Origin of the sequence: Nocardioides sp. T5, assembly GCF_048161455.1 — a bacterium.
Lineage (GTDB): Bacteria > Actinomycetota > Actinomycetes > Propionibacteriales > Nocardioidaceae > Nocardioides.
Genome location: NZ_CP182415.1, coordinates 3,311,717 through 3,337,639 on the forward strand (window position 1 = coordinate 3,311,717; position 25,923 = coordinate 3,337,639).

The 25,923-nt window shown below is 71.1% G+C and carries 27 protein-coding genes and 2 tRNA genes; 12 read left to right on the forward strand and 17 right to left on the reverse strand.

What is annotated here, in order from left to right; translation table 11 throughout:
* Positions 1-22: 22 nt before the first annotated feature.
* Both ACNKF0_RS16105 and ACNKF0_RS16110 read right to left on the reverse strand, forming a co-directional pair.
* Positions 23-1,036: an adenosine deaminase gene (locus ACNKF0_RS16105; protein WP_416953729.1), complete on the reverse strand. Its 1,014-nt coding sequence runs from the start codon at positions 1,034-1,036 to the stop codon at positions 23-25.
* 31 nt (positions 1,037-1,067) lie between these two features.
* On the reverse strand, positions 1,068-1,871 hold the full coding sequence (locus ACNKF0_RS16110) for a DsbA family protein (RefSeq protein WP_416953731.1): 804 nt from the start codon (positions 1,869-1,871) through the stop codon (positions 1,068-1,070).
* A gap of 131 nt (positions 1,872-2,002) precedes the next feature.
* Here ACNKF0_RS16110 and orn point away from each other — a divergent pair, with 131 nt between their 5' ends.
* The gene (gene orn, locus ACNKF0_RS16115; RefSeq protein ID WP_416958553.1) at positions 2,003-2,614 is read left to right on the forward strand and encodes an oligoribonuclease; all 612 of its coding nucleotides are present in this window, start codon (positions 2,003-2,005) and stop codon (positions 2,612-2,614) included.
* Positions 2,615-2,661: 47 nt separating this feature from the next.
* Positions 2,662-2,737, forward strand: a tRNA-His gene (locus ACNKF0_RS16120).
* 47 nt (positions 2,738-2,784) lie between these two features.
* On the opposite strand, the gene ACNKF0_RS16125 is transcribed toward ACNKF0_RS16120, so the two are convergent.
* The 3 genes from ACNKF0_RS16125 to ACNKF0_RS16135 form a co-directional block, all read right to left on the reverse strand.
* On the reverse strand, positions 2,785-3,939 hold the full coding sequence (locus ACNKF0_RS16125; RefSeq protein ID WP_416953733.1) for an FUSC family protein: 1,155 nt from the start codon (positions 3,937-3,939) through the stop codon (positions 2,785-2,787).
* 86 nt (positions 3,940-4,025) lie between these two features.
* The gene (locus ACNKF0_RS16130) at positions 4,026-4,292 is read right to left on the reverse strand and encodes a metal-sensitive transcriptional regulator (protein WP_299925012.1); all 267 of its coding nucleotides are present in this window, start codon (positions 4,290-4,292) and stop codon (positions 4,026-4,028) included.
* Entirely contained in the window at positions 4,292-4,702 is a 411-nt protein-coding gene (locus tag ACNKF0_RS16135) for a DUF302 domain-containing protein (RefSeq protein WP_416953735.1), read from the reverse strand. Before ACNKF0_RS16135 ends, ACNKF0_RS16130 begins: the two co-directional genes overlap by 1 nt.
* 98 nt (positions 4,703-4,800) lie before the next feature.
* Between ACNKF0_RS16135 and ACNKF0_RS16140 the strand changes: the two genes are divergently transcribed.
* From ACNKF0_RS16140 to ACNKF0_RS16160, 5 genes are read left to right on the forward strand one after another with little or no spacing between them, the layout of a single operon-like run.
* The gene (locus ACNKF0_RS16140; protein WP_299925017.1) at positions 4,801-5,118 is read left to right on the forward strand and encodes a rhodanese-like domain-containing protein; all 318 of its coding nucleotides are present in this window, start codon (positions 4,801-4,803) and stop codon (positions 5,116-5,118) included.
* Positions 5,118-6,497 (forward strand): MBL fold metallo-hydrolase, encoded by a 1,380-nt coding sequence (locus tag ACNKF0_RS16145; protein WP_416953738.1) that lies wholly within the window; start codon positions 5,118-5,120, stop codon positions 6,495-6,497. The genes ACNKF0_RS16140 and ACNKF0_RS16145 overlap by 1 nt, the downstream gene beginning before the upstream one ends.
* The gene (locus ACNKF0_RS16150) at positions 6,494-7,321 is read left to right on the forward strand and encodes a sulfite exporter TauE/SafE family protein (protein WP_416953740.1); all 828 of its coding nucleotides are present in this window, start codon (positions 6,494-6,496) and stop codon (positions 7,319-7,321) included. Before ACNKF0_RS16145 ends, ACNKF0_RS16150 begins: the two co-directional genes overlap by 4 nt.
* Before the next feature lie 35 nt (positions 7,322-7,356).
* On the forward strand, positions 7,357-9,549 hold the full coding sequence (locus ACNKF0_RS16155; protein ID WP_416953742.1) for an MMPL family transporter: 2,193 nt from the start codon (positions 7,357-7,359) through the stop codon (positions 9,547-9,549).
* A 46-nt stretch (positions 9,550-9,595) separates the two neighbouring features.
* A complete protein-coding gene (locus ACNKF0_RS16160; protein WP_416953744.1) occupies positions 9,596-9,781 on the forward strand; it encodes a hypothetical protein in 186 nt (61 codons plus the stop codon).
* A gap of 3 nt (positions 9,782-9,784) precedes the next feature.
* Here the strand turns inward: ACNKF0_RS16160 and ACNKF0_RS16165 are convergent, their stop codons facing one another.
* Positions 9,785-10,687, reverse strand: a complete 903-nt coding sequence (locus ACNKF0_RS16165) for a universal stress protein (protein WP_416953746.1) — start codon at positions 10,685-10,687, stop codon at positions 9,785-9,787.
* A gap of 161 nt (positions 10,688-10,848) precedes the next feature.
* On the opposite strand from ACNKF0_RS16165, the gene ACNKF0_RS16170 reads away from it, so the two are divergent.
* The 3 genes from ACNKF0_RS16170 to ACNKF0_RS16180 all read left to right on the forward strand — a co-directional run bounded on the left by ACNKF0_RS16170 (position 10,849) and on the right by ACNKF0_RS16180 (position 13,665).
* On the forward strand, positions 10,849-11,913 hold the full coding sequence (locus ACNKF0_RS16170) for an NAD(P)-dependent alcohol dehydrogenase (protein WP_416953748.1): 1,065 nt from the start codon (positions 10,849-10,851) through the stop codon (positions 11,911-11,913).
* A gap of 49 nt (positions 11,914-11,962) precedes the next feature.
* Positions 11,963-13,531 (forward strand): phytoene desaturase family protein, encoded by a 1,569-nt coding sequence (locus tag ACNKF0_RS16175; protein WP_416953750.1) that lies wholly within the window; start codon positions 11,963-11,965, stop codon positions 13,529-13,531.
* A gap of 61 nt (positions 13,532-13,592) precedes the next feature.
* Positions 13,593-13,665: transfer RNA gene (locus tag ACNKF0_RS16180), tRNA-Lys, on the forward strand.
* 143 nt (positions 13,666-13,808) lie between these two features.
* Here ACNKF0_RS16180 and ACNKF0_RS16185 read toward each other — a convergent pair.
* Positions 13,809-16,829, reverse strand: a complete 3,021-nt coding sequence (locus ACNKF0_RS16185) for an ExeM/NucH family extracellular endonuclease (protein ID WP_416958556.1) — start codon at positions 16,827-16,829, stop codon at positions 13,809-13,811.
* Positions 16,830-17,104: 275 nt separating this feature from the next.
* Between ACNKF0_RS16185 and ACNKF0_RS16190 the strand changes: the two genes are divergently transcribed.
* The gene (locus ACNKF0_RS16190) at positions 17,105-18,817 is read left to right on the forward strand and encodes a bifunctional metallophosphatase/5'-nucleotidase (protein WP_416953752.1); all 1,713 of its coding nucleotides are present in this window, start codon (positions 17,105-17,107) and stop codon (positions 18,815-18,817) included.
* Between the two features lie 173 nt (positions 18,818-18,990).
* Here ACNKF0_RS16190 and ACNKF0_RS16195 read toward each other — a convergent pair whose 3' ends face one another.
* From ACNKF0_RS16195 to ACNKF0_RS16240, 10 genes are all read right to left on the reverse strand, one after another.
* Positions 18,991-19,272 (reverse strand): hypothetical protein, encoded by a 282-nt coding sequence (locus ACNKF0_RS16195; RefSeq protein ID WP_416953754.1) that lies wholly within the window; start codon positions 19,270-19,272, stop codon positions 18,991-18,993.
* A gap of 252 nt (positions 19,273-19,524) precedes the next feature.
* A complete protein-coding gene (locus ACNKF0_RS16200; RefSeq protein ID WP_416953756.1) occupies positions 19,525-19,725 on the reverse strand; it encodes a hypothetical protein in 201 nt (66 codons plus the stop codon).
* 234 nt (positions 19,726-19,959) lie between these two features.
* Positions 19,960-20,103: a GPGG-motif small membrane protein gene (locus tag ACNKF0_RS16205; protein WP_186340748.1), complete on the reverse strand. Its 144-nt coding sequence runs from the start codon at positions 20,101-20,103 to the stop codon at positions 19,960-19,962.
* An 87-nt stretch (positions 20,104-20,190) separates the two neighbouring features.
* Complete coding sequence (locus ACNKF0_RS16210) at positions 20,191-22,179, reverse strand: NAD(P)-binding domain-containing protein (protein ID WP_416953758.1); 1,989 nt, start codon at positions 22,177-22,179, stop codon at positions 20,191-20,193.
* A gap of 35 nt (positions 22,180-22,214) precedes the next feature.
* Complete coding sequence (locus tag ACNKF0_RS16215) at positions 22,215-22,514, reverse strand: GroES family chaperonin (RefSeq protein WP_191280515.1); 300 nt, start codon at positions 22,512-22,514, stop codon at positions 22,215-22,217.
* A 59-nt stretch (positions 22,515-22,573) separates the two neighbouring features.
* Positions 22,574-22,822 (reverse strand): DUF3618 domain-containing protein, encoded by a 249-nt coding sequence (locus tag ACNKF0_RS16220; protein ID WP_416953760.1) that lies wholly within the window; start codon positions 22,820-22,822, stop codon positions 22,574-22,576.
* Positions 22,819-23,574, reverse strand: a complete 756-nt coding sequence (locus tag ACNKF0_RS16225) for an energy-coupling factor ABC transporter ATP-binding protein (RefSeq protein ID WP_299932005.1) — start codon at positions 23,572-23,574, stop codon at positions 22,819-22,821. The genes ACNKF0_RS16220 and ACNKF0_RS16225 overlap by 4 nt, the downstream gene beginning before the upstream one ends.
* Positions 23,571-24,254 (reverse strand): cobalt ECF transporter T component CbiQ, encoded by a 684-nt coding sequence (cbiQ, locus tag ACNKF0_RS16230; RefSeq protein ID WP_416953763.1) that lies wholly within the window; start codon positions 24,252-24,254, stop codon positions 23,571-23,573. Before cbiQ ends, ACNKF0_RS16225 begins: the two co-directional genes overlap by 4 nt.
* A gap of 1 nt (position 24,255) precedes the next feature.
* Positions 24,256-24,600 (reverse strand): PDGLE domain-containing protein, encoded by a 345-nt coding sequence (locus ACNKF0_RS16235; protein ID WP_416953765.1) that lies wholly within the window; start codon positions 24,598-24,600, stop codon positions 24,256-24,258.
* Positions 24,597-25,286 (reverse strand): energy-coupling factor ABC transporter permease, encoded by a 690-nt coding sequence (locus tag ACNKF0_RS16240; protein WP_416953767.1) that lies wholly within the window; start codon positions 25,284-25,286, stop codon positions 24,597-24,599. The genes ACNKF0_RS16235 and ACNKF0_RS16240 overlap by 4 nt, the downstream gene beginning before the upstream one ends.
* A gap of 141 nt (positions 25,287-25,427) precedes the next feature.
* Between ACNKF0_RS16240 and bcp the strand changes: the two genes are divergently transcribed.
* A complete protein-coding gene (gene bcp / locus ACNKF0_RS16245; RefSeq protein WP_416953769.1) occupies positions 25,428-25,901 on the forward strand; it encodes a thioredoxin-dependent thiol peroxidase in 474 nt (157 codons plus the stop codon).
* Positions 25,902-25,923: the final 22 nt, after the last annotated feature.

Below are 25,923 nucleotides of genomic sequence, written 5' to 3' on the forward strand. Positions count from 1 at the left end.
GCCCGCCCGTACGCCCTGCGGCTCAGCCCGCGGCGTACGCCTCGATCTCCGCGCCGATGCGCTCCTTGACGTCCGCGGGTGCGAACGACGCGTCGACGGCCGCCCGCGCGAGGTCGGCCACCCCCTGCTCGTCGAGGTCGAGCAGGCCGGCCGCCACCTCGTAGTCGCGGTTGAGCGACGTGGCGAACATCGGCGGGTCGTCGGAGTTGATGGTCACCGTCACCCCGGCGTCGACGAAGGTCCGCAGCGGGTGGTGCTCGATCCGCTCGACGGCACGGGTCGCGATGTTGGACGTCGGGCACACCTCGAGCACGACCCCGGTGTCGGCCAGGTGCGCGAGCAGCTCGGGGTCCTGCGCAGCCGAGACCCCGTGGCCGATGCGCTCGGCGCCGAGCAGGCGCAGTGACTCCCAGACCGTCTCCGGCCCCGTCGTCTCGCCCGCGTGCGGCACCGACCGCAGCCCGGCGGCGCGGGCGGCGTCGAAGTGGGGGCCGAACTGCGCCCGCGGGACCCCGACCTCGGGCCCGCCCAGACCGAAGCCCACGAGGGCGTCCGTGCGGTGCTGCAGGGCGTACTCGAGGGTCGCGTCGGCGGCCGGCAGACCGGACTCGCCCGGGATGTCGTAGATCCAACGCAGGACGAGCCCGAAGTCACGCTCGGCCGCGACCCGCGCGTCCTCGATGGCCTCGGTGTAGGCCTGGATGGGGATGCCGCGGACCACGGACGTGTACGGCGTGCAGGTGAGCTCGGCGTAGCGCAGGTTCTGGCCCTCGGCCATCTCGCGGGCGACCTCGTAGGTCAGCAGCCGGACGTCCTCGGGCGTGCGGACCAGGTCGACCACGGCGAGGTAGACCTCGATGAAGTGGGCGAAGTCGCGGAAGGTGAAGAACTCCCGCAGCGCCTCGAGGTCGGACGGGACGCCGGCCGCCGGGTGGCGCGCCGCGAGCTCGGAGACGATCCGCGGCGACGCCGACCCGACGTGGTGCACGTGCAGCTCGGCCTTGGGCAGGCCGGCGATGAAGGACTGGAGGCTCACGCCCCGCAGTGTCGCAGACCTGCCGAGGACCTCAGCCGACCATCTGGGCGGCGATGTCCTGCAGCGTCTCGCCCTCGACGACCTCGCCGTCGACCAGCACCGTCGGCGTGGAGTTGACGTCGGCGTCGGCCGCGGCCTCGCCGGCCGCCTCGACCCAGCCCTCGAACGCCATGTCCTCGATGCCGGGGCGTACGGCGTCCTCCTCGGCACCGGCCTCGACGGCCCACTCGACGAGCTGGTCGCTGTCGGGGAAGGGACCCGACTCGGCCGGCTGGTTGTCGAAGAGCAGGTCGTGGAACTCCTTGGCGACCTCGGGGCCCGACTCGTCGAGCACGACCGCGAAGGCGTTGGCGGCCTCGGGCGAGTAGTCGCTGATCCGCTCGAGGAACGGGAGCGGGCGGTACTCGACGTTGACGTCGCCCGCCTCGACGGCGGCGTCGAGCTGGTCGCCCACGGTCTGCTCGAGCTGGCCGCAGAAGGGGCAGAGGAAGTCCTCGTAGATCACGATCGACTTCGGCGCGTCCGCGTCGCCGACGACCATGCCGAAGTCGTCGCTCGCGCCGGCCGGCGCGGTGTCGGGCTTGTCGGAGCCGAGGTTGGTGACCAGGAAGTAGCCGCCGACCATCAGGACCAGCACCGCACCGATCAGCCCGAAGCGGGTGAGCTGCTCCTTGCGCTTGGCCTTCTTGCGACGCTCCTCGGCCTCGGCCCGGGAGCGCTCGGTCCGCGCCCGACGGGCCTCTCGCCTGGCGGCCGTCGCCGCCTTCTCCTCAGCCGTCCTGTGCGAGCTCTTCTTCTGCGCCATCGAGGCTTCCTTCGTGATCGGTGTGCTCATCTGCCGGTGCTGCACCCCCGACCCTATGAGGCGAGGCTGAGTCGACCCTGAGAGCGTCCAGGTCCACGGGAGGGAGCGTCCAAGTAGGGTGGCCCGTCGTGAGCGACAGACTGGTGTGGATCGACTGTGAGATGACCGGGCTCGACCTCGGGGCCGACGCGCTCATCGAGGTCGCAGCCCTCGTGACGGACTTCGAGCTCAACGTCCTCGGCGAGGGCGTCGACGTGATCATCAAGCCCTCGCAGGAGGCGCTCGACCAGATGGTCGAGTTCGTGCGCTCGATGCACGAGAAGTCCGGCCTCCTCGAGGAGCTCTCCAGCGGTACGACGCTCGACGAGGCCGAGCAGCAGGTGCTCGACTACATCAAGGAGCACTGCCCCGACGGGAGCCGTCCCCCGCTGGCCGGCAACACCGTGGCGACCGACCGCACGTTCCTCGCTCGCGACATGCCCGGTCTGGAGTCGTTCCTGCACTACCGGATCGTCGACGTCTCCTCGATCAAGGAGCTGTCGCGCCGGTGGTACCCGCGGGCCTACTTCGCCGCGCCCACCAAGCGGGGCAACCACCGCGCGCTCGCCGACATCCAGGAGAGCATCGAGGAGCTGCGCTACTACCGCGAGGCCGTCTTCGTGCCCCAGCCCGGCCCCGACAGCGCCAGCGCCAAGGAGATCGCCGCGCGTCACGGCGGGCAGCTGACCGGCCTCGGTCCGGACACCGACGCCGATTCCGGCTCCGCGGGCTGAGTGTCCTACACTTCTCGTCGTCCGCAGCGCTGGCGCTGTGGGACATGGTGGGTATAGCTCAGCTGGTAGAGCGCCGCCTTGTGGTGGCGGATGTCGCGGGTTCAAGTCCCGTTACTCACCCCAGACAGATCGAGCCCCCGGCCTGACCAGGCCGGGGGCTCGAGTCGTCCTCAGGTGACGTCGGGGTCCGCGGCGCGGCGGACGGGGACCCGGATCGGGACGCGCGCGTGGCCGATGGGGTTGGCCTCGGCGACGCGGTCCATCGCGTCGACGATGTTGCGCAGGTTGATGATGAGGGCGCCGTAGACCGGCCACTCGGGCGAGCGCTCCGTGGCCCGGAGGTCCTCGGTGAGCGTCTCGAGCCGGCTGCGTACGTCGAGCAGCGCGGCGGCGTCTGCCGCGCTGGTCGCCCGACCGGCATCGCCCAGCATGGAGATCCACCGGTCGGCGAAGTCCTCGCCCCAGGTCTCGCGGTGCGCGCGCTGACCGCCGAGGGTGCGGGCCAGGCTGCGGGTCTCGGCGACCGCCTGCTCCATGCGGCGCAGCAGCTCGTGCCAGTCGCTGGGGTTCTTCATCGCGCGCGCCGAGCGGCGCGGGTTCATCCGGGCGCTCTCCTGGGACTGGCGGACCAGCGCCCAGGCCTGCTCGAGGTCGCCGTCGAGGTCGCGGGTGCGGTCGATCCAGCCCTTGACGTCCTCGTCCTGACAACCATCACCGAGCCCTCCCGCCATGTCGACCAGCAGCTCGCCGATGCGGTCGTCGATGCGGTCGAGCGCCTGCGCGGCGGTGTGGCGCCGCAGCGGCGGCCACACCAGGACGTTGACCAGCAGGCCGACGGCGACACCGATCGCGGTGTCGAGCAGTCGCGCGATGAGCAGGCGGTCACTGTCGAAGCCGGTGGTGAGGACCACCAGCCCCGTCGTGGCGATCGTCGTCGCCTCCGCGCCCAGCCAGGGCACGGAGCCGAGGATCAGCGCCACGACCAGCAGCAGGGTGATCGCCCCCGTGCTCAGCCCGAGGGCCTCACCGACGATCGTGGCGAGCAGGACCGCGACGACGGTCGCGGCCACCTGCTGCATGCCCTTGGAGAAGGTGCGGTAGACGGTCGCGTGCACCACCAGCAGCGCGGCCCAGGGCGCCAGGAACGGCTGCGGCACGTCCAGCACGCTCGACGCGATCAGCCACGCGGCGACGGCGGCCACCACGGTCTTGACCAGCTGCAGGACGTCGTTCCACCAGATCGGGTCACCCAGCTTGTCGTCGACGCGCTGGCGCCACCTCTCCCCGAAACTCTCCCCCGCGCTCTCCCTCTCGTGCTCCCTCATGGTGCTCCTCTCCCTCACCGATCGACCCTACGGACGTCGACGGGCGGTGCAAGCACCCGAAGAGGGGTGCGCGACTGTCGGCGGCCTCAGGCCAGGGAGAGGAAGAGCTTCTCCATCTTCTTCACGTCGAGGCTGTCGACCTCACCGTCACCGGCGACGAGGCACTGCTGCAGCCCGGAGGCGACGATGGCGAAGCCGGCGCGGTCGAGCGCCTTGGACACCGCGGCGAGCTGGGTGACGACGTCCTCGCAGTCGCGCCCCTCCTCGAGCAGGCGGAGCACGCCGGCAAGCTGCCCCTGGGCGCGCTTGATGCGGTTGATGACGGGCGTCATCTCGTCGGGGTCGAGCTGCATCAGTCCTCCTGGGTGGACGTGGTGAGTGCGGCGAGGGCCGCGGTGAGTCGCTGCTTGGCGTCGGCGGCGACGGAGTCGAGGGCGTCGGCTCCGGCCAGGCCCATCATGGCGTCGGGGTCGAAGGCCTCCACGAGCGTGGTCGCGTCGTCGAGGGCGCGGACGACGACGTTGCACGGCAGCACGGCCGCGATCGACGGGTCGACCTGGATCGCCTCGTAGGCCAGCGGCGGGCGGCAGGCGCCGAGGATCACCTGCGGGGGCAGGTCGACGTCGAGCTTGGCCTTCATCGTGGCCGCGAGGTCGATCTCGGTGAGGATCCCGAAGCCCTGGTCCGTGAGGGCCGCCCGGGTCGCCTCGACGGCCTCGTCGTAGGGGCGGTCGACCTGGACGGACATCGTGTAGGTGGTCATGGACCAAGCATACCCCCCGGGGTGTTTTTGCGTTCCTCGGCGATACCCCCTAGGGTATACAACGACCGATCAGAACGTTCGCAGACGAGAGGAACCGCATGTCACGCCCGACGCCCGAGATCACCCTCGAGGAGTTCGCCGCAGCGCACCAGGACGGCACGACCGTCGACGTGCGCGAGCGCGGGGAGTACGCGCAGGGACACGTCCCCGGCGCCGTCCTGGTGCCGATGGGCCAGCTGGCCTCGCGCCTCGGCGAGCTCGACCGCTCGTCCCGGATCCACGTCATCTGCGCCTCGGGCAACCGCTCGAAGGCGATGACCGACCTGCTCGTTGCCCAGGGCTTCGACGCCGTGTCGGTCGCCGGCGGCACCCAGGCCTGGATCGCCTCGGGCCGCGCGGTGGGGGTGGGTCTGTGATGACCGACCTGACCGTCCTCGTGATCGACACGCCCACGCTCGGCGACCGCAGCTACCTGGTGCACGACGGCGAGGTCGCCTTCGTGGTCGACCCCCAGCGCGACATCGACCGCGTGCTGACCCTCCTCGACGAGCACGGCGTACGCCTCACGCACGTCTTCGAGACCCACATCCACAACGACTACGTCACCGGCGGCCTCGCGCTCGCGGAGCAGACCGGTGCCCACTACCTCGTCAACGGCGAGGACGAGGTCTCCTTCTCCCGCACCCCGGTGGCGGACGGAGACGTCGTCGAGGTGGGTGGACGCATGCGCGTGACCGCGCTGGCGACCCCCGGCCACACGTTCACCCACCTCTCCTACCTCCTCGTCGACGCGGCCGCCGAGGGCGACCAGCACGTCGGCGTGTTCTCCGGCGGGTCGCTGCTCTACGGCGCCACCGGTCGCCCCGACCTCCTCGGGCCCGAGCACACCCACGCCCTGGTGCACCACCAGCACGCCTCGGCCCACCGGCTCGCCGAGCTGCTGCCCGACGAGGCGGAGGTCTATCCCACCCACGGCTTCGGCTCCTTCTGCTCCGCCACCCAGTCCGACGCCTCGTCGTCGACCATCGGCCGGGAGAAGCAGGCCAACCCCGTCCTCACCCAGGACGAGCAGACGTACGTCGACGAGCTGCTGGCCGGTCTCGGCCCGTGGCCGGCCTACTACGCGCACATGGCCCCGGCCAACGCCGCCGGCCCCTCCGAGCCCGACCTGTCACCCCCGGCGGTCGCGGACGCGACCGAGCTGCGGCGTCGCATCGAGGCCGGGGAGTGGGTCGTCGACCTGCGCAACCGCACGGCCTTCGCCGCGGGGCACGCCCCCGGCACGCTGAACTTCGGGCTCGACGGCGGCTTCGCGACCTACCTCGGCTGGCTCGTCACCTGGGGCACCCCGATCACGCTCCTCGGCGAGACCGCCGAGGACGTCGCGGAGGCCCAGCGCGAGCTGGTCCGCATCGGCATCGACCGCCCCGCCGCCCACGCGACCGGCGGCCCGGACGACTGGAGCGACCGCGAGCTCAGCTCGTTCGCGACCGCGACGTTCGCCGACCTCGCCCAGGTACGCCATCACCGCGAGGTCGTCGTCCTCGACGTGCGCCGCGCCGACGAGCACGACGCCGCGCGCATCGACGGCGCGGTCAACATCCCGCTCCACGAGCTGTGGGACCGGCTCGCCGAGGTGCCCGCGGGCGAGGTGTGGGTGCACTGCGCCGGTGGCTACCGCGCGTCGGTCGCCGCCTCGATGCTCGACGCCGCCGGTCGCTCGCTCGTGGCGATCGACGACTCCTTCGACAACGCCGAGCAGGTGGGTCTCCACCTCGTGGGACCCGACGCGTGATCGAGCTCCTCCTGGCCGTCGTCGCCGGAGCGCTCATCGGGCTCAGCCTGGGTGCGCTCGGCGGCGGCGGCTCCATCCTGGCCGTCCCCGTGCTCCTCGCACTCGGCCAGACCGCGACGCAGGCCACCACCGGGTCCCTGGTCGTCGTGGGCGTCACCTCCCTGGCGGGAGCCGTGACCGCCCACCGTGCCGGGAACGTCCTCCTCGCGCGCGGCGTCACGTTCGGTGTCGTCGCCATCGGCGGCGCGGTCATCGGCGCACACGCCTCCGCAGCCGTGCCCGAGCCCGTGCTGCTCGCCGCGTTCGCGGGCCTGATGCTCGTCGTGGCCGGCCTGATGACCGTCCGGCAGCTGCGCAGCCGGCGCGACACCTCCTCGGGCGCTCACGCCGACCGGCCCCGCCTCGACGACCCCATCATCACGTTCAGCCCCACCTTCATGTGCCAGTGCCCCCGCGCGCTGAAGGTGCTCGTCACCGCGACCGCGGTCGGCCTGCTCACCGGGTTCCTCGGCGTCGGCGGCGGGTTCCTCGTCGTTCCCGCCCTGACCCTCGCCCTCGCGCTCCCCATGGGCTACGCCGCCGGCACCTCGCTGGTCGTCATCACCATCACCAGCGCCGCCGCCCTCGCCGCCCGCGCCGGCACCGGCATCGCACCCGACTGGTGGCTCGTCGGCGCCCTCACCATCACCGCTGTCGCCGGCTCCATCGCCGGAGCACGCATCGCCGCCCGCACGGACACCGACCGGCTCTCCGCCGCCTTCACCGGCCTGGTCCTCCTCGTCGCCGCCTACACCGTCGCGATCGCCGTGCCCGCCCTCCTCTGACCCCCACGTCCCTGCACAGAAAACGAGTTCTGCTCATGACGTCGACGGCCACCCGCCGCCACGCCCGCACCCCGTCCCACGACGCTGACCCTGACGGCATCGGCTACCGCCCCGGCCCGCTCGGTCGGCTCGGCCTGTGGGTCACCCACCACCGCAAGGCGACCGCCCTGGTCTGGCTGCTCCTCGTCATCGGCCTCGGCGCGTTCGCACCCAAGGTCGAGGCCAACCTGTCCGGCGCCGGCTGGCAGGCCGACGGCTCCGAGTCCGTCGCCGTGCGCGAGCTCGCCACCGACAGCTTCGGCGGCAATGCCAGCTCCGCGATCCAGGTCGTCGTGCACAGCACCGACGGACCCGTCACCGAGGGAACCGGCGCGAGCGTCATCGACGAGGTCACCACCATCCTCGACGACGAGCCCCGCATCGCCGACGTCATCGCACCCCAGCCCGGCGCCACCCTGAGCCAGGACGGCGAGACCGCCGTCGTGCTCGCCGGCGCCGGCGCCGACCCCAACGAGATGGTCCGCGTCGCCGACGACCTCAAGGCCGAGCTCGAGGCCCTCTCCGGTGTCGGCATCGAGGTCAACCCGACCGGCGCCTCCCTGCTCTGGTCGGACTTCAACGAGGCCAACCTCGACGCCATGCTCAAGTCCGAGATGATGTCGTGGCCGGTCACCCTGGCCATCCTCGTCCTCGCCTTCGGCGCCCTCGTCGCCGCCGGGCTCCCGCTGATCCTCACCCTCGCCGGCCTCGTCGCCTCCGCGGGCTCACTCGTGCTCATCAACGAGCTCATCCCCGTCTCCATCTGGGCGATGAACTTCGCCATGATGTTCGCCCTCGCCCTCGGCATCGACTACGCGCTCTTCCTCGTCGTCCGGTTCCGCGCCGCCCGGATGGGGCACCACGAGACGCCACGCCAGGCCATCGCCGAGACGATGGACACCGCCGGCAAGGCCGTCCTGCTGTCCGGCGCCACCGTGCTCGTCTCGCTGTCCGCGGTCATGCTCGTGCCCTCGCCGGCGTTCCGGTCCATGGCCGGCGGCATCATGCTCGCCGTCGCCTTCGTCCTGCTGGCGACGCTGACCCTGCTGCCGCTCGTGCTGTTCAAGCTCGACCACAAGATCAACAAGGGAGCGCTCAAGTGGGTCCACACCGGTGAGCACCGGTCCGCGAAGTTCGCCGCCTGGGGCGAGCGCCTGTGGAAGCGGCCCATCGCGTTCGGGCTCGCGTCGCTCGTCGTCCTGCTCGCCCTCGCCGCGCCCGTCCTGGGGCTCAAGACCGCGATGCCGTCCATCCAGGTCCTCCCCGACGACGCCAGCGCCCGGGTCGGCTACAACCAGGTCAAGGACGCCTTCGGTGACGGAGCCCCCGGCACCCTCCAGGTCATCACCGACGCCGCTGACGCCAAGGCCACCGCCACGGTCCTCGCGGCCGACCCCGGCATCGCCGGCGCCATGCCCGCCCAGCCCGCCTCCGACGACGCCGGCGCGGACGCGGACCTGGTGCTCATCCAGGCAGTCCCGACCGTCGACCCGTCCGACCCCGAGCTCGCCGACACCGTCGACCGGCTCCGCGCCGACCTGCCCGACACTGCTCTCGTCGGCGGAGCAGCCGTGGAGAACCTCGACCTCAAGACACAGCTCGACGACTCCACCCCGCTCGTCATCGGCGTCGTGCTCGGTCTCGGGTTCCTGCTGCTCCTCATCGCGTTGCAGGCGCCGCTCATCTCGCTCCTCGGCACCCTGGCCAGCCTGCTGTCGACCGCCGCCGCGTTCGGTGTCGCGCGCCTGGTCTTCCAGGACGGCATCGGTGCGGACCTGCTCGGGTTCGAGTCCCAGGGCTTCCTGGACGCGTGGGCGCCGGTGTTCTTCTTCGCGATGATCTTCGCGATCGCGATGGACTACACCGTGTTCCTCCTCGCCTCCGCCAAGGAGCACTACGAGAAGTCCGGCGACCCCAAGGAGGCCATGGTCGGCTCGCTGGCCCACTCCGGACGCGTGATCTTCGCCGCCGGTGCCGTCATGGTCGCGGTGTTCTTCACCTTCGCGCTGTCCGGCCCGCTGCCCCCGAAGGAGATGGGCATCGTGCTCGGCGTCGCCGTGCTGCTCGACGCGTTCCTCGTGCGCCTCGTGCTGCTGCCCGTGATGCTCCGCCTCACCGGCCGGGCGGCATGGTGGACCCCGCGCTGGCTCACCCGCGTCCTCCCCAAGATCACGTTCTCCCACGGCTGACCCGGCCGCGGCAACCCACCACACACCCCTCAGAAGGAGATCCACCATGTGCCGAGCAGTGCGATGCAAGACCTGCGGCAAGACCACCTGGGCCGGCTGCGGCCAGCACGTCGGGCAGGTCAAGGCCGGCGTCCCGGCGAAGGACTGGTGCAACGGCCAGCACTCCGCTGCCGAGAAGGCCGCCAGCGGCTCGGGCGGCGGCTTCCTGTCCCGGTTGTTCAACCGGGACTGACCCTCACGGGTGGTACGCCGCCCGGTGCGGTCGCGGGCTCGCGAGCAGCACCGGGCACGTGGCCTCCCTGAGCACGGCGCGGGCGACCGGGCCGATGTGCGAGCCGATCGGCACGAGCGGGTCGTGGCGCCCGATCACGAGCAGCTCGGCGTCGGCGGAGGCCGCCACGAGGGACTCGGCGGCACGCCCCTGCTCGACCTGCACCTCGGCGTCCGTCGCGGCGGTGAGGTCGCCGAGCCGGTCGAGCGCGGCATTGACCTCGGCACGGCTGCTGTCGGACCAGCTGCGGACGTCCTCGGCCGACAGCGAACCCTCGTAGGGCCGCGGCAGCGACCACGAGTGGACGAGCCGCAGCTGCGCGTCCCGGGCGTGGGCCTCTGCCAGCGCGGCACGCAGCACCTCGTCCGAGCGGTCGGCAACGTCGACCCCGGCGACGACCACCCGCTGCTTCCCGTCGGGCCGCCAGCCGCTCGGCACGGCCACCACCGGCACCCGCAGGTGGGCGGCGACGCCGCCGGCGACGGTGCGGTTCACGATCCTGGACAGCCGCGACAGGTGCCGGTGCTCGAGCACGACCATCCGGGCGGTACGGCCGATCTCGACGAGCGCGCCCACCGGCGTGCCCCGCACGAGCTCGTGGGTGACGGGGACGGTGTCGCCGACGACGTCGTCGGCCAGCTTGACCGCCTCGGCGAGCCGCTCCGCGCCCCAGGCCTCGACGTCGGCCGCGGGGATCAGGACGTGGTCGGCGGGGATCGGGGTCAGGTCGACCGAGTGCACCAGGTGCAGGCCGCACCCGGCCCGCTGCGCCTCGTCCGCGGCGAAGGCGAGCGCGGACCCGAACTCCTCCGGTCCGACCCCGACCACGATGCGGGGCCCACGTGCGGTGGTGCGCTGCTCGGTCATGACGTCCTCCTCGACTGGTCCTGCGACCCGTCTCCTCGACTCCACTCTTCGCCTGCCGCGGCGGCGTACGAAGGGTCATTCGTCCCGGTGGCCCTCGGCAAAGGGCCCTCCCGCGCGAACGTCGCCGGCACGAGGATGGGAGCGAACCTGAGGAGGTCGCCATGCGTGCGTTGCGCCTGAAGGAGTGGAAGAGCGAGCCCGTTCTCGAGGAGGTCCCCGTGCCCGAGCCCGGGCCGGGCGAGGTGCTGGTGCAGGTGGGGGCCGCGGGCGCGTGCCACTCCGACCTGCACCTGATGCACGAGTTCGAGGCGGGCGCCGTGCCGTGGAACCCGCCCTTCACCCTCGGCCACGAGAACGCCGGCTGGGTGCACACCCTCGGCGAGGGCGTGACCGGCCTCGAGGTCGGCCAGGCCGTGGCGGTCGTGGGCGCCTGGGGCTGCGGCACCTGTGACCACTGCCTCGACGGCCTCGAGACCTACTGCGAGCGCCCCGACCTCGCCCCCGTTCCCGGCGGCGGTGGCGGGTTGGGCCTCGACGGAGGCATGGCCGACTTCATGCTGGTGCCGTCCGCGCGCCACCTCGTCCCCCTCCCCGACGGCCTCGAGGTGGTCGACGCGGCCCCGCTGACCGACGCCGCGCTGACGCCGTACCACGCCGTCCGCCGCTCGCTCGGCAAGCTCGGCCCCGGCACGACGGCCGTGGTCATCGGTGTCGGTGGACTCGGCCACCTCGGCGTGCAGGTGCTCAAGGCGATCACCGCCGCCCGCGTCGTCGCCGTCGACGGTCGCGACAGCGCGCGGGTGCACGCCTCCGAGCTGGGCGCCGACCTCGTCCTCGACCCGGGCCCCGACACCGTCGAGCGCATCCGGGAGGCCACCGGAGGCCGCGGCGCCGACGTGGTGCTCGACTTCGTCGGCTCCGACGAGACCCTGGCCACCGCGGCCGCCAGCATGCGCCAGCTGGGCGACCTCACGATCGTCGGCATCGCCGGCGGGACGCTGCCGGTGTCGTTCTTCGGCCTCCCCTACGAGACGAGCGTGCAGACCACCTACTGGGGCAACCGCCGCGAGCTGGTGGAGGTGCTGGACCTGGCCGCCCGCGGCCTGCTCCATGCCGACACGACGATCTACCCGCTCGAGGACGCGGTCGCGGCGTACGACGACCTGACCCACGGCCGGGTGGTCGGCCGCGCGGTCGTGGTGCCCAACGACACGTTCACGCCATGACGCCGGTGTCGCGCCGGAGCCCGCTGCCACGAGGGTCTACGTTGGCTCGGTGAACCCGGGCAAGAGCAGCTATGACGTCGTGGTGGTCGGCGGCGGGCACAACGCCCTCGTCAGCGCCGCCTACCTCGCCCGCGCCGGGCTGTCGGTGCTCGTGCTCGAGCGCCTGGGCCACACCGGCGGGGCGGCGGTGTCGGTCGAGCCCTTCTCCGGGCACGCGGCGCGGCTCTCGCGCTACTCCTACCTCGTCAGCCTGATGCCCGAGCAGCTGATGGCCGACCTCGACCTCGATGTCCGCCTCGCCTCGCGCACCACCGCGTCGTACACGCCCTGGACGCGCGGCGAGCGAAGCGGCGGCCTGCTGGTCGAGCGCCCCGAGGGCGAGGCGACGCGGGCGTCGTTCCGCGACCTCACCGGGGGCGACGAGGAGTACGCCGCGTGGGAGGCGTTCTACGGCGACGTCGGCCGGCTCGCCGAGGTCGTGGCGCCGACGCTGATGCGACCGCTGCCGCTCGAGCGGGACGTGCGCGCCCTCGTCGACGAGCGCATCTGGGCCGACGTCGTCGAGGAGCCCCTCGGCCGGGCGATCACCCGGCGCTTCGCCGACGACACCGTGCGCGGGGTCGTCGCCACCGACGCGCTCATCGGCACGTTCGCCTCGATGGACGACCCCTCGCTCGCGCAGAACCGCTGCTTCCTCTACCACCTGATCGGCAACGGCACGGGCGAGTGGCGCGTGCCGATCGGTGGGATGGGAGCGGTCACCGACGCGCTGGCCAGGGCCGCGGTCGACGCGGGCGCGGAGGTCGTGACGGGTGCGGGGGTCAGCGCGATCAGACCCGGCCCGGACGGCGCCGAGGTCGTCTGGCACGACGGTCAGCAGGAGCGCTCGGTGACCGGGCGGCGCGTGCTGTCCGGGGTCGCCCCCTGGGTGCTGCGCATCCTGCTCGGCGAGGGCGAGGACGCCGAGACCAAGCCCGCCGGCTCCCAGCTCAAGATCAACTTCCTCCTCGACCGGCTGCCGGCGCTGCGCTCGGGCGCCGACCCCGCGGTGGCCTTCGCCGGCACCCTGCACCTCGCCGAGGACTACTCGACCATCGAGCAGGCCCACGCCGCCGCGGCCGGCGGCGCGGTGCCCGACCCGATGCCGGGCGAGGTCTACTGCCACAGCCTGTCCGACCCCTCGATCCTCGGCGACCGCGCCGGCTCGGCGCACACGCTGACCTACTTCGGCCTGCACACGCCCGTGGGGCTCTTCGACGCCGACCCCGGCGCCAAGGACGTCGCCGTGCAGCGCGCCCTCGCCTCGATCGACGCGGTCCTGGCCGAGCCCCTCGCCGACTGCCTGGCCACGGACGCCGACGGTCGGCCGTGCATCGAGGCGAAGATCCCTCAGGACGTCGAGAAGGACCTGGCCATGCCGGGCGGCCACATCTTCCACGGCGACCTCGACTGGCCCTGGGCGCCGAACCGCTCGCGTCTCGACACCCCGGCCCAGCAGTGGGGCGTCCAGACCGGCCACGACGCGGTGCTGCTCTGCGGCTCCGGCGCACGTCGCGGCGGGGCGGTGTCCGGGCTCGGCGGCCACAACGCGGCACAGGCCGTCCTCGCCGAGCTCTGAGGACCACCTCGATTTCGCCTGCCGATCACCACGCGGTAGAGTTCTACTCGCTTCACCGCACGCGCCATTAGCTCAATTGGCAGAGCAGCTGACTCTTAATCAGCGGGTTCGGGGTTCGAGTCCCTGATGGCGTACAGATCAAGCCCCTGACCAGTGACAACGCTGGTCAGGGGCTTTCTCGTTGCCCGTCCTGTGCCCGTCACGTGCCCGAAAGCTGGCGTGGATTCGGTGTCACCGGGTGACTCCGAACCCACTACCAACGATCTTCGCCGGTCGCCTAGTCGGGCTGCTGGCCGCGGGGCACCACGTTGACGACGGTCTCGTCGACCGACGACTCGGTGCCGTCGCTGACCTGTACCGCGACGGGGTAGCTGCCCGGCGGCCGGTTTGCCCGGAAGGTCGCCACCGGGCCCGTGGCGTCGTCGAACTCACCGTCACCGTCGAGGTCCCACGCGTACGTGAGGTCGTCACCCTCGAGGTCGGAGGATCCCGAGGCATCGAGCTCGATGCGAGCACCCGGCTTGACCGTGTACGGACCCCCGGCGTCGGCGACCGGGGCGGTGTTGAGGCTCAGGCCGACGATGACCGGGTCGTGGTCGCTCGATCGGTAGGCCGTGGGCTCGTAGAGCGGCAGGGCCGACGACTCGCGCTCAAAGGCTGCCTCGCCCGCGTCGCGAACCTCGTCGTTGTAGTCGAACAGCGGCACCTCGTCGGCGTTGATCTTCCAGCCGCCGGCGCCCGTCACCTGGGCTGCGAGCGACTCAGTGGCCAAGGCGTGGTCGAGGTGACCGAGCAGACCGTCGAAGACGTACCCGTAGGACTGCAGGCCCTCGAAGCGCTCGAGCAGGTCGACGTAGCCGGCCGTCTCGAGCGTGGTGATCGGCCGCTCCATCGAATAGGAGTTGAGGTCACCGATGATCAGGAAGTCGGGGTCACCGCTCCCGGTCGGGTCGCTCGCCAGGTGGTCCGCGAGTGCCGCAGCCGCTCGGGTGCGGGTGAGGTCACAGTTGCCGGACCCGTCAGCGGGCGAGTCGTCGCCGGCTCCACAGCCGGAGCCCTTGCTCTTGAGGTGGTTTACCGCGACGGTGAACCGCTCGCCGGTGGCGATCTCGTCGAACGTCTGGATCAGGGCCGGACGGTTGGCGTCGTCGTCGAACCGGACATCGTCCTCCTCGGTGAGCAGGTCGTGGTCGCCGACCGGCGCCACGGTCGCGGTCTTGTACAGGAAGGCCTGCTTGATGGCGTCGGTGCCGATGAAGCCCGTGTCGATGTACGCGTACGTGCCCGGCGACGTGGCGGCGTTGAGCGCCTCGACGATCTGCTGGGTGGCGAGGCCCGCGTCGTTCTGGATCTCGATCAGCCCGAAGACGTCGGCGTCGATCGTCTCCAGCGCAGCCACGATCTTGGTGAGCTGGCGCTGCCGCTCCGCCTCGGAGTCGGCACCGCGGCAGTCGTCGGTCCCGCTCGGCCCGCACGGACCGCTGTTGTTCGACGACGTGGTGTCCACCGTCGCGAAGTAGTTCAGCACGTTGAAGCTCGCGACCTGCAGCCGGCCGCCGACGTCGTCGGGCGAAGCGGGGCGGGGGTTGGCCGCCTCGAACGTGTAGTCCACGCCGGGCACGGGGCGCAGCTTCCAGGCTCCGAAGGAGTACTCCATGACACCGGTGAGATCGGTGATCGTGTCACCGCCCCGGAAGTAGCTGCCCGTGCTGAGTCCCGGCGTCGGGTAGTAGTAGGGCTCGTTGTTCAGCGGGCCACTGGTCGCGTCGTTCTCGTCGTTGCTGTCGTCGTCCAGGATGATGCGGCGCGTTGCCAGGTCGTCCAGGAACGCCTGGTAGCCCTCGACAGTGGGCGTGTTGGTCTGGGTGTACTGGAACTCGCGCTCGTCGGCCGTGAGGACGATCTCGCCGAACCGCGCGAGCTCGAAGTACTCGCTCACCGCGAGGGTTGTGGGGATGGTCGTGATCATGCCCTCGACCGGCTCGAAGGTGGCGGGTGCCGTTGTGGAGGAGCTCGCCGGCATCGTCACGACGGCGGCGCTAGGCAGCGGCAGCCCGGAGGCCAGCACGCTGACGGACCCGCCGGTGACGTTGATCTGGGTGTTGTTGAAGAACTCGGCGACGGTGCCGGCCACCTCCACCCGGTCACCGGCGGCGAGGCCCGTCGGGCAGGTCGAGCCGCAGAACACGTAGATGCCCTCGGACGTCGCCGGGTCGTTGTCCGCGTCCGCGTCCTCCTCCTGGACGTAGAAGCCGTTGAGGACGTCGCCACTGGTGATGAGCGAGGTGACGACCGCCTCGACCTGGACCTCCTGGCCGGCGAGCGGCGAGGCGGCTCCCGAGCCCTGGACGGCTGAAACGAGGATCGTCTCCAGCGGCGCAGTGACGGTCACGGTCACGGTGCAGACGGCCTGAGCGTCGTCGTCCGACGTCGCCGTGACCTGCACCTGGTAGCTGCCCACCGCGGTAGAACGCGCGACCGTGAGGGTCGCAGTCGCGGCCTCTCCCTGTTGGGTGGGGGCGGTCGATCCCTCGAGCGTGATCCCGGGCACCGCGTCCGAGGTGATGACGAGACTGTCGATGCCGCTGTCGGCGTCGGTGGCCGACACCGGTGACGTGGCTGCCTCACCGGTGGTCGTCTCGACGCTGGGCTCGCAGCTGATCGTCGGCGGCTGCGGGTCCCCGGACGCGACGAACACCTGGTCGCGGTTGGCGTCACCGGGCGTCTCGGCGGCCGACGGCGCCCACGTGAAGTCGGCGTACGTGTCACCGGTGCCGGTGAGCTGCAGCGATTCACCGACGGGGCCGGCGCCGTTCTCGACGACCCCGATGTCCGTGCTCGTCAGACCATCGGCAGGTCCTCCCACAGCGGTCATCGTTCCCTCGTACGAGAGGAACTGCACGAGGCCGCCGTCGGCGTCCACCAGTGCGACACCGTCAGGCGCGCCGTTCTGCAGGACCAGGGGCACCGACAGGAAGCCGAAGCCCGATCCTGTGTCATCGCTCAGGGTGCCGGTCAGGACGCCCTGCGGGGTGTACGTCGATCCGGTGCTCCCGTTGTACGGAACGACGCTCCACCCCGTGAGGTCCGTGCCCGCCGGCCCGGCGACCTCGATGAACTCACCGACATCGGCGCCGGAGTTGTCGTAGTGCAGCTCGTTGATGAACACCGCAGAGTCCGGGGCAACGGCCACAGCCGCAGGCGCGACTGCAACCAGGCTGGCCAGCATGGTCAGCGGCACGGCCGCACGTACCGCTCTCGCCGCTCCGCGACCTGCACAGTGTCTTGATCCAGGCATATGGGTCACGAGTAGTCCTCGAGGTAAGGGGCGAGAGCTCCGAGGGTAAGCCGCACCTGTGAAGGCTGGCTACGGACGGACGGTCCGTGGTGGAGAGCGTTACCCAATCTTGGGTGTGGTCGCGGACCTCTGTCCGGCCGGGCCGATCGGTGGTTACCGTCGCCCGGTCGGCATCGACCCCTTCGGCGACGACACCACCCCCACCTCCCGCCACGCCCTGCGTGCGACCAGACGCCACGCTGGCTGCTTGGCGCGCGTAGCAAAGGACATCACGGATGAGGAACAAGCTCGCTCTGCCGGCCACCCTGTTGGTCGCGTTCGGACTGACGGTGGCCGCAACGACAGGACCTGCCGCGGGTGATCCCGCGCCCGGCCGAGCCGAGAAGGCCCAGACCACGAAGATCCAGATCCTCGGCCTCAACGACTTCCACGGCGCGCTCGAGCCGCCGAGCGGCTCCGGCGGCCGGATCGGCGGGACGGACGCGGGCGGCGTCGAGTACCTCGCAACCCACGTCGACCAGCTGCGCGCGACCAACCCCAACACGATCTTCGTGTCCGCCGGTGACCTGATCGGCGCCACGCCGCTCACCTCCGCGTTGTTCCACGACGAGCCGACCATCGAGGCCTTCAACCTCATGGGCCTGGACTACAACGGCGTGGGCAACCACGAGTTCGACGAGGGCGTCGACGAGCTGCTGCGCATGCAGAACGGCGGCTGCCACCCCGTCGACGGTTGCCAGGACGGCGACGGGTTCGCCGGCGCACAGTTCGACTTCCTCGCCGCCAACGTCGCGTACAAGGACAGCGGCGAGACCATCTTCCCGCCGTACAAGATCCACAAGTTCGAGGGCGTCAAGGTGGCCATCATCGGCATGACCCTCGAGGGCACACCTGACATCGTGACGCCGGCCGGCATCTCGCACGTCGACTTCTTCGACGAGGCCGACTCGGTCAACGCGTTGGTCCCCGTCCTCAAGAGGCAGGGCGTCGAGACGTTCGTCGTCTTGCTGCACGAGGGCGGCTCGGTCTCCGGCGGACTCAACGAGACGACGATCAACAGCTGCAACAACCCGTCGGGGGCGCTGCCGCCGATCGTCGACCGGATGCACGACGACATCGACGTGGTCGTCACCGGTCACACCAACTGGGCGGTCAACTGCCTCATCGACGGCAAGATCGTCACGGGTGCAGCGTCCGCCGGCCGCCTCGTCACGGACATCGACCTGACGCTGAGCCGGGCGACCAAGGACGTCGTCGCGCACTCCGTCAACAACACGATCGTCACGCGCACTGTCCCCAAGGCCCCGGCGCTGTCCGAGCTGGTCAACAAGTACGTCGGACTCTCCGCACCGCTGGCCAACCGCGTCATCGGCTCGATCACCGCGCCGATCACCCGGGGGGCCAACTCCGCGGGTGAGTCGTCCCTGGGCGACGTCATCGCCGACGCGCAGCTGCACGCGACGACGGCGCCGGAGCTCGGGGGAGCCGTGATCGGCTTCATGAACTCGGGCGGCATCCGCGCCGACCTGACGTTCCCCAGCAGCCCCGCCGGCGAGGGCGACGGAAACGTGACGTACGGCGAAGCCTTCACGGTGCAGCCGTTCGGCAACAGCCTGGTCACCATGACGGTGACCGGCGCACAGATCGACACACTGCTCGAGCAGCAGTTCGACAACCCGAGCGCCGGCCAGAACCGCATCCTGCAGGTCTCGGCGGGCTTCCAGTACAGCTGGAGCGCTTCGGCCCCGACGGGCAGCAAGGTGGACCAGGCGTCCATCATGCTGAACGGCGTCGCGATCGACCCGGCGGCGAGCTATCGGATCACGGTCAACAACTTCATGGCTGACGGTGGTGACGGCTACACCATCCTGCGCGAGGGCACCGACCGGCTCGGCGGCGACGTCGACCTCGACGCGCTCGAGAAGTACTTCGTCGCACAGGGCACCGTGGCTCCCGGCCCGCAGAACCGGATCACCCGCTTGCCTTGAGCAGGCACCACCTCGTGCGGGGGCGCCGACCCGACGCCCCCGTACGACGAATCCGTGCCGGTCGTAGCGCCGCGCCAGCTCTCGAATCTGGAGAGGTTCGCCTCGCACGCGAACGAAGCAGATGCCGGTACGGCTGACTCGACGCTCTCAGGCGGCGGACTGACGCATCCGCGTCACCGCTCCCTCAAGGCTCCGCGCTCCCACCAGTCGATCGCCGGGTCCTCCCGTATGTACCGTGCGGCCACCTCGACGTTGCCTAGGTTGCAGTACTTCCAGAGCTCCTTCGCCGCTCGGGAGTACTGGAACAGCACGCAATCCATATCGAATGCGTCGAGATCACCGTCCCGGAATTGATCGATCGCGCCGGCGACGTGTGAGACGAGTTCGGCGAGCTCTGCCTCGTGGTAGGTGGCCACTTGCTGGCGTGCTAGTTGACGCGCTGCCTTCTCGGACACCTACTCAGGCTAGTGCGACTCTCCTTCAAGAGCCTTGCACTCATCGCGGGCAGATCCGGATGTAGCGAACGTTGCGACGTCATGGCCAGTAGTTGTGCCAGCGGTCGCTCGCTCCCCCTGACGTCATGAACAATGCCGGTTCGCACCGCGAGAACTCATGACGTCCTGCAAGGCCACACTTGGAGGGCGAACTCAATCGCCCGTGCTGATGCAGAGGTCTTCCTGGAGCGGCGCAGGTGGTCCGCTCCTTCGCTACCAGCCGGCGCTGCGAGCGCCCTTGTTGACCCGTCGCTGAGCCTCACGCTGTTCATGTGCGTCCAAGCGGCGCTGCCCGTCGGGGTCCAGAGGTTCACCGTTCCTGCTGCGCACGTCACTGACGACCAGGACGAGATAGGCGACGATGACGGCAACCATGAACAGCACGGCTACGACAGCGAAGAAGAACTGCAGCACTATGGGGCTCCCCTCGGTCGTCCGCGCACAGGCGGCGTTTCGATCAAAGCACGGCTCGACGGTGCAGTCGAGGGTCCGCTCGACGATGGGATCGCTTCGGCGAGGACGAGCAGTCCGGCGGAACGGGCTCGCGCGACATGGGAGGGTTCGGGGTTCGAGTCCCTGATGGCGTACAACAAGCGAAGGGCCGGTCCACCAGGACCGGCCCTTCGTCGTTCTCCCGCAGGGGTGCTGCTACGTGAACAGGCTGACTCCACCGGGGCCGACGAGCAGCCCGACGATGATGAGCACGATGCCCCAGAGCATCTGACCCCTGATCAACGAGACGATGCCGGACACCACGAGGATGACGGCGAGGATCCACAGCAGAAATGCCATTGCATGCTCCCTTCGGTTGAACCCTCAACCTAGCCTTCACGGTTGCCGAGCGACACCGAGCCACACCCCGATGGGCGTGTCGTCGGCTCAGGCGGTGCCCTCCTCGCGCAGCCGCGGAGGCGTGAAGTTCTCCGGCTTGATGCCGGTCTTGTCCGCGTAGAACCCCCGTACGAGGTCCATGTCGGCGCGCACGTCACCGGTGGGTCGGAACGTGGGTCCCCAGCCGACCGTGCGCGACGGGGCGTCGATGAAGGCGAGGGTGATCGGCAGGCCGGTCTGCTGGGCGATGCGGTAGAAGCCCGACTTCCAGTGCGTCCCCCGCGAGCGGGTCCCCTCGGCGGCGAGGCCGATGAGCCACGGGGCGTCGCCCTCGGACTCGGCCAGCAGGTCCTTGATCGTGCCGCCGGGGCTCTTGCGGTCCAGCTCCACCGCCCCCGTGCGACGCAGCAGCCACCCCAGAGGGCCGACGAAGAGCTCCTTCTTGACCAGCAGCCGGATGGTGATGCCGTACCTCCAGGCCAGCAGGATCGTCAGGACCCAGTCCCAGTTGGAGGTGTGCGGCGCACCGACCAGGACGCCGCGCTGGGGCACCTCGCCGACGGTCCGCCACCGCGCCGCACCGAGGAGGACGCGGGCGACCATGGGTCGTACTCCCCTGCTGGTCGCCGGCTGCGCAGCGGGCTGGCCGGCGGTGGTCGACGCGGGACGGCTCGCAGCCCGCGCACGTCCGGCCTTGCGCTCCCGCTCGAGGTCCCACAGGTAGTGGTCGAAGTCGACCTCCATGGTGTGGCGCGGCGAGGCGTAGAACTGCTTCTTGTCCCGGCGGTGCTCCGCGGCCATCTGGCGTCGTACGACGTCGTCGGCCGGTGGCACGTAGCGACCGGCGAGCGTCTCGGCCACCCACGCCGACTGCGCCTCGGCGATCGGCATCACCGCGCCGATCGCCTGCACGAGGCCGATGAAGTAGAGGCCGGGGAGGTCAGGGTGCACGGTGCGCTTCCACAGGGGCAGCTCGTTGCCCTGCGCCGAGACCAGGTCGGGGGCGAGGAACGGGAACGTCACCTTGTAGCCGGTCGCCCACACGATCAGGTCGGCCGGCGCGGTCGAGCCGTCGACGAAGACCACCCGGTCGCCGTCGAGGCGCTCGATGCCGGGCCGCGCCGCCATCGCACCCGCGTCGAGGCGCTCGCGGATCTGGTCGGACTGCACGGGGTGCGACTGCCCGGGCTTGTGGGTCGGTGCGGGCAGTCCGTACTTCGTCATGTTGCCGGCGTACGTCGCCCCGATCCGCAGCCGCGCGGCGGTCACCCACCACGGCAACCAGCCCGGCAGGGCGACCTGGTCGCTCGGCTTGCCGAGGAGGAACTTGCGCAGCACCCACTCGGTGCGGCGCACGGACCACGTCGTCGTACGCGCCACGCGGGAGGACTCCACCGCGATGTCCATCGCCGAGTTGCCCGCGCCGACCACGACCACGTCGCGCCCGGCGAGCTGGTCGGCGGAGCGGTAGTCGTGGGAGTGGATCTGCTCACCGGCGAAGGTGCCGGGGTAGGCCGGCTCGGGCCAGCGCGGGTCCCAGTGGTGGCCGTTGGCGACGAGGACGGCATCGTAGGTGCGGGTCTCGGTGCCGTCCGGTCCGGTGAACCGCACGTCCCAGCGGCCGTCGGCGGACCGGGTGACCTGCTCCACCGTGGTGTCGAAGGTGATCTTGTCGCGGAAGCCGAAGTGGTCGACGTACTGCTCGAAGTAGGCGTGGACCTGGTCGTGGCGTGCGTAGGGCGGGTAGTCCGCGGGCATCGGGAAGTCGGAGAACGCCATGCGGGGGCACGAGGTGTTGATCTCGAGCGTGTCGTAGCAGGCCGACTGGCCGTTGGAGTTGTCGAGCACCCACGTCCCGCCGATGTCGCTGCCCTTCTCGAAGCAGTCGAACCCGATGCCGGACACGTGGAGCTGCTTGGCCGCCGCGATGCCCGAGGAGCCGGCGCCGATCACGCAGGCACGCGGCAGCGACTCGTCGACGGGCACCGGGGAGGTCACCGCCGGAGCGCGGTGGGACTGCTTGACGAGGTAGGCCATGGGCCGAAGCCTAGGGCTGGCAGCAGGACGAGCGATCAGAGGTAGAGACCGGTCGAGCCGCCCTCGAGGCGCTCGGCGGCGACCGCGTGCACGTCACGCTCGCGCATGACGACGTAGACCTCGCCGTGGACCTCGACCTCGGCCTTGTCCTCGGGGTCGAACAGCACCCGGTCGCCGACCTCGACCGCACGCGCGTGCGGACCGACCGCGATCACGCGCGACCAGGCAAGACGCCGGGCACCCATGGCCGCGGTGGCGGGGATGACGATGCCGCCGGTGGAGCGCCGTTCGCCGGCCTCCTGGTCGACCTCGACGAGCAGGCGGTCGTGCAGCATCTTGATGGGCGCGGTCCTCGGATCGCCGCCCCCGCTCGGCATGCTGCCGGAGGGCGCGCTCAGCTCGCGACCTTGCGGACGAGGGCGAACAGCACGACGACGCCGACGACGGCACCGGCCGCCTTGAGGATGTTGTCGGTGCGCGGGGCACCCGTGTCGGGCTCGACGAACTGGGACTTCACGGTCGCCACCTGCCGACCGACGATCGTCTTGGGGTGGGCGCGGTAGGCGAGCTGGTCGATGGTCGAGGCAAGCCGCTCACGCGTCTCCTCGATCTCGCGCTCGAGCGCGCTCATGTCCTGGGTCACCCGGGAAGGCTATCAATGCGCCTCGGGTCGAAACCCCAGGGCAGCTCGAGGCGGTGGGCGGCCATCAGCTCGTCGTCGGTGAGGACGTCGAAGGTCGGCCGGTCGGCGACCACCACCCCCTCGCTCAGCACGACGCTGCGCGGGCACAACTCCAGCGCGTAGGGCAGGTCGTGGGTGACCATCAGCACGGTCACGTCGAGGCTGCGCAGGATGTCGGCGAGCTCGCGGCGTGAGGCCGGGTCGAGGTTGGACGACGGCTCGTCGAGCACCAGGATCTCCGGCTCCATCGCCAGCACGGTGGCGACCGCCACCCGACGGCGCTGGCCGTAGGACAGGTGGTGCGGCGGTCGGTCGACGAAGTCGGCCATCCCCACCCGGTCGAGCGCGTCCATCACGCGCCGGTCGAGGGCCGCGCCCTTGAGGCCGAGGTTGGCAGGACCGAACGCGACGTCCTGGCGGACGGTGCCGAGGAAGAGCTGGTCGTCGGGGTCCTGGAAGACGATCCCGACGCGACGGCGGATCTCCTTCAGGTGCTCCTTGGAGACCGGGAGGCCACTGACCGTGACGGAGCCCCGCCCCGCGGCGAGGATGCCGTTGAGGTGGAGCACGAGGGTCGTCTTCCCGGCGCCGTTGGGCCCGAGCAGCGCGACCCGCTCGCCCCGGTGGACGTGGAGGTCGACCCCGAAGAGCGCCTGGTGGCCGTCGGGGTAGGCGAAGGCAAGCCCCTGGACGTCGAGCACCGGGGCGGTCATCGCGCTTCCCCCGACTGCGGCAGGCGGCCGTCGTACCCTCGCGACAGCATCGCCAGGTGCACGCGCTCGCCGCGCTCGTAGGACCGGATGAACAGAGCACCGAGCGAGCGGGCGAGCACCGGCCAGTGCCGCGGGGAGCGCGGGTCGCAGCCACGCGAGCGCAGGGCCGTCATCATCCGGCCGAGCTCCGCGGTGACCACGTCGAGGTAGCGGATCATGAAGCCCATGATCTGGACGACCAGGTCGGGCGCCCGAAGCCGCTGGAGCCCGCGGAGGAGGTCCTGCGGCTCGGTGGTCGCGGCCAGGGTCAGCGAGGCGAGCACACCGATGGTGCCCTTGACCAGCAGCGCCACACCGGCGACCAGTCCGGGCTCGGACACGGTCATGCCCAGCACCTCGGTCCGCGGCCCGTGGGCGATGAACGGCATCAGCACCGCGAACACGACGAACGGCACCTCCACGACCATCCGGGGAAGCAGGTAGCGCAGCGGCACCCGCGACAGCGCGATGACCGCCAGCAGGACGGCGGCCTCGACGGCGAAGACGGCGTACGCCTGGCGGGGGGTCGCGACGACCACGAGCATGAACCCCAGCAGCGCCAGGACCTTCAGGTGCGCGGGGGCGCGGTGCACCGGGCTGTGGCCGTGGAAGTGCAGCCGGTGTCCGTGCCCGGCGCCCATGTCAGGCCTCCGACTGGGCGCGCTGGCCGGCGTCGGCGTCGGCGTCGGCGTCGCGCGGCTCGCGCCGCCGGACGAGCCAGAACAGGCCGGTGCTGAGCACCAGCATCACGACGACGCCGATGACACCGGCGAGTCCCCCGCTGACGCGGGCGTCGTCGACGCCCGAGGTCTGGTAGTCGGCGAGCGGGCTCTCGGCCGTCGCCGAGTCCTCGGCGGAGTCGATGAAGCCGGTCTGCTCGGCGACGTACTCGAGGCCGTCGGGGTGCGAGCTGGCGTAGTAGCTCGCGACACCGGCGACGAGCAGGCTGACGACGAGGGCGACGGCGAAGAGGCGGCGGGTGCTCATCGGACGACACCCGTGCGGAGCTCGAGCTCGCGCTCCTCGAGGAGCGGGCGGGCGCCGTGGACGAGGTCGGGACGGGTGGCGACGACGCTCCCGACGACCAGACCGGTGATGAGCGCCTCGCCGATGCCGATCACCGTGTGCCAGCCGAGCATGGCGGTCATGACGGCGCCGAGGTCGACTGACACGTTGCCGCCGACGGAGAAGAGCAGGGTGAAGACCAGGGCCGCCACCGGGACGCTGACCAGCGCGCCGACCGCGGCGGCCGGGGCCACCATGCTGACCCGCTTGGGCAGCACCCGGCGCAGGAGCACGAAGACCGCCCAGCCCACGGCGACGGTCACGATGCCGATGAGGGTGATGTTGGTGCCGAGGGCCGTGATGCCCCCGTCCGCCATCAGCAGGGCCTGCACCACGAGCACCACCGACAGGCACAGCACGGCCGTCCACGGCCCCACGAGGACCGCGGCGAGCGCGCCGCCCATCAGGTGACCGCTGGTGCCGGCCCCCACAGGGAAGTTGATCATCTGGGCAGCGAACACGAAGGTCGCGACCAGCCCGGCCCGGGGCGCCGTACGGTCGTCGAGCTCGCGTCGCGCGCCCCGCAGCGACAGGGCCACCGCCGCCACCGCCACCACGCCGGTCGCCGCCGACGTGGGGGCGTCGAGGAAGCCGTCGGGCACGTGCACCTGGTCGCTCCTGACTGGTTGGATGTCTGGTGGCCGGCACGGATCCCCCGATGCCGGGCCGGCACACCTCGACCTTATTGCAAACCCCTTGCAACAACCAACCGGACGCCTCGTCCGGACCGACCGCGCACAGGAGCCCGCATGTCCGACCGCCTCGCCGCCGGCGACACCGCACCCGACTTCACCCTGACCAGCGACACCGAGGAGCAGGTCTCGCTCGCGGACCTGCGCGGCAAGAAGGTGATCCTCTACTTCTACCCCGCAGCCATGACGCCCGGATGCACCAAGCAGGCCTGCGACTTCTCCGAGTCCCTCGACTCGCTGCGTGGCGCGGGCTACGAGGTGCTCGGCGTGTCCAAGGACAAGCCCGCCAAGCTCGCGAAGTTCCGCGAGCGCGACGCGCTCACCCTCACGCTGCTCTCCGACGAGGACCTGGCCGTGCACCGGGCCTACGGCGCCTTCGGCACGAAGAAGCTCTACGGCAAGGAGGTCGAGGGCGTGATCCGCTCGACCTTCGTGATCGACGAGGACGGAGCCGTCGAGCTCGCCCAGTACAACGTCAAGGCCACCGGCCACGTCGCCAAGCTGCGGCGGGACCTCGGCCTCGACTCCTGACGTACGCCGCACGTGTGGCGGT